Source organism: Subtercola sp. Z020, assembly GCF_002931235.1.
GTDB lineage: Bacteria > Actinomycetota > Actinomycetes > Actinomycetales > Microbacteriaceae > Subtercola.
Map to the genome: position 1 here is coordinate 1 of NZ_PSTT01000021.1, position 2321 is coordinate 2321.

Here is a 2321-nt window from a genome sequence, read left to right on the forward strand (position 1 = left end):
CCAACACCACCGGCATCGCTCAAGCACTCCCAGGCATCCTGAAGCCCAGCAAGCAGAGAAGCGGCTGAAGTGGTCATGGCACAACCAAACCACCCACCAATCACCATCGACCCCAAAAACACCACCCACCTGCCGATGATCGGGAGGCCCAAGGCGGAACTGATTCAGCCACCGGATGACAGCAAATTCTCCGTGCCTCCGTGCCTCCGTGCCTCCGTGCCTGCGTGTCTCCTTGCTCCGAGCACCGCGCGTTACGGGAACTGGCCATCCTGCCGACCATCCCGAAAGCGGAACCCGCTGTCCAGAGCAACCATCGAGGAGGCACCCGCGCATCCGCACCACGCTGCCGTAGGCAAGCCCGAAGGGCGCGGCAGCCTCGCATTTCCCGACATCAGGCACCACGTGTTCGCAAGGCAACAGCCAGCAGAAGCGCCAGTGAAGCAGCCGAGGAAGGGGTGCGCTTGAATGGAGCAATGAGTTCTTCGCTGATTGCCGACCTGCGCCGCGACCTGATCACGTCAGCGTTCAGCGTGGAGACGGTCGGGCAGCTGTGGGGGGAGAGCGCGGCGGCGGCGCTGTTCCGGGGGCAGCGGCTTCCGGCACTTCGGGCGCTCGAGGGTCGTCGGGGGGAGGGCATTCCGATCTCGCGGGCCGAGGCTCTCGCAGCGCTGTTCGTTCTGAACGAGCCGCTGGAGCGCGATGTGGTGGATGCCGCGCTCCCGCAGCTGGGAAGCAATGGCGCCGAAAAGCTGGGGTTGCTGGGCCCGGTGGGGCAGTCGCGGCACGAGCATCTCGGTGAGGGTGAGGGTGAGGGTGAGGGTGAGGGTGAGGGTGAGGGTGAGGTGGTGCCGGGCGAGAACCGAGCCCCGCGCCCCCTGCTCCGCGCGCTGCTCGACCTGCGGCCGTACAGCTTCGTCGACACGTTGGGCGCCGGCAGCTGGTGGATTATCTCCGACCTCGGAGAGCTTGCTCTCGGCCATGCGATCAGCGAGGATCACGTGCTCGGCATCGGCGGAGCATCCACGACCCTCAGCGGGCTGATGATCAACGCGCCTGTCGACTCCGCGCTCGATCTCGGCACGGGCTGCGGCATCCAGGCGATGCACGCCTCCCGGCATGCGCGCCGGGTCGTCGCGACCGACATCTCCGAGCGTGCCCTGTGGCTGGCGGGGCTGAACGCCGAGTTGAACGCGATCGAGAACATCGAGTTCCGGCTGGGCAGCCTGTACGAGCCGGTTCTGGATGATCGTTTCGACCAGATCGTCTCCAATCCGCCGTTCGTCATCACGCCGCGCCGCGAGGGTGTGCCGCTCTACGAGTACCGCGACGGCGGACTCGTGGGCGATGCCCTCGTGCAGACGGTGATCCGTGGCGCGGAGCAGCACCTCACGCCGGGAGGGATCGCGCAGCTGCTCGGCAACTGGGAGTACCACGCTGCGACGCCGCGAGGTGGTGCAGCTGCAGACGACGCAGCGGGCGGTACCGCACTCGCCGACACAGCACCCACCGCCACCGCCACCGCAGCCACCACCCCCGCAGCCGCCGAGGCGTCGGGCCTCGACCGCGTTCGCGCCTGGACGGAGGCGACCCGCCTCGATGCGTGGGTGATCGAGCGCGAGCTGCAGGATGCCCCGCTATACGCGGAGACGTGGATCCGCGACGGCGGCACGCGCCCCGGAACTCCTGCTTTCGAGGAGTTGTACGCCGCCTGGCTCGACGACTTCAGCGCCCGGGGCGTCACGCACGTGGGGTTCGGGTACGTGCTACTGCGGGCCCCGGCGGACTCCGCGCAAGACACCCTGCGAGACACCCCGCGGCTTGCGCGCTTCGAGACGCTGCACGGCGGGCGCGGCGACAACCCGGCGGGGCTCGGTGAGTATTTCGAGACGGCCCTCACGGGCCACGACTGGCAGGCCGCGCTCACCGATCGGAGCCTGCTGGCCTCGATCGTGACGTACGCCTCCGATGTGACGGAGGAGCGGCACTACTGGCCGGGGCAGGAGAACCCCACGGTGATGAGCCTCCGCCAGGGGAGCGGCTTCGCGCGCACGGTCTCGCTCGACACGGCACTGGCCGCGCTGGTGGGTGCGTGCGATGGAGACCTGACGCTCGGACAGATCTGCGGGGCCATAGCGCACCTGCTCGAGGTCGACGAGGCGGCGTTGGTGGCCGATGTGCTGCCGCGGGTGCGGTCGCTGGTCGACGACGGCTTCCTGCTGCCGCTGCGGTGAGATGGGCTGAGCGGCGCGGCTCGGCGCGGCGCGGCGCGGGCGCGGGCAGGCACGCGCCCGCCGGGCGCCGCGCCCGCCCGACGCCCCGCC

1 protein-coding gene is annotated in these 2321 nt (G+C 69.6%); it reads left to right on the forward strand.

The genetic code is table 11. The features are described 5' to 3' along the window. Positions 1 to 473 precede the first annotated feature (473 nt). Entirely contained in the window at positions 474 to 2231 is a 1758-nt protein-coding gene (locus tag C5B96_RS02730; protein ID WP_104242731.1) for a methyltransferase, read from the forward strand. The last annotated feature ends 90 nt before the right edge of the window (positions 2232 to 2321 follow it).

Coding starts and splice junctions, on each gene's coding strand:
- C5B96_RS02730 (WP_104242731.1), top strand. CDS start 474: ATGAGTTCTTCGCTGATTGCCGACCTGCGCCGCGACCTGATCACGTCA.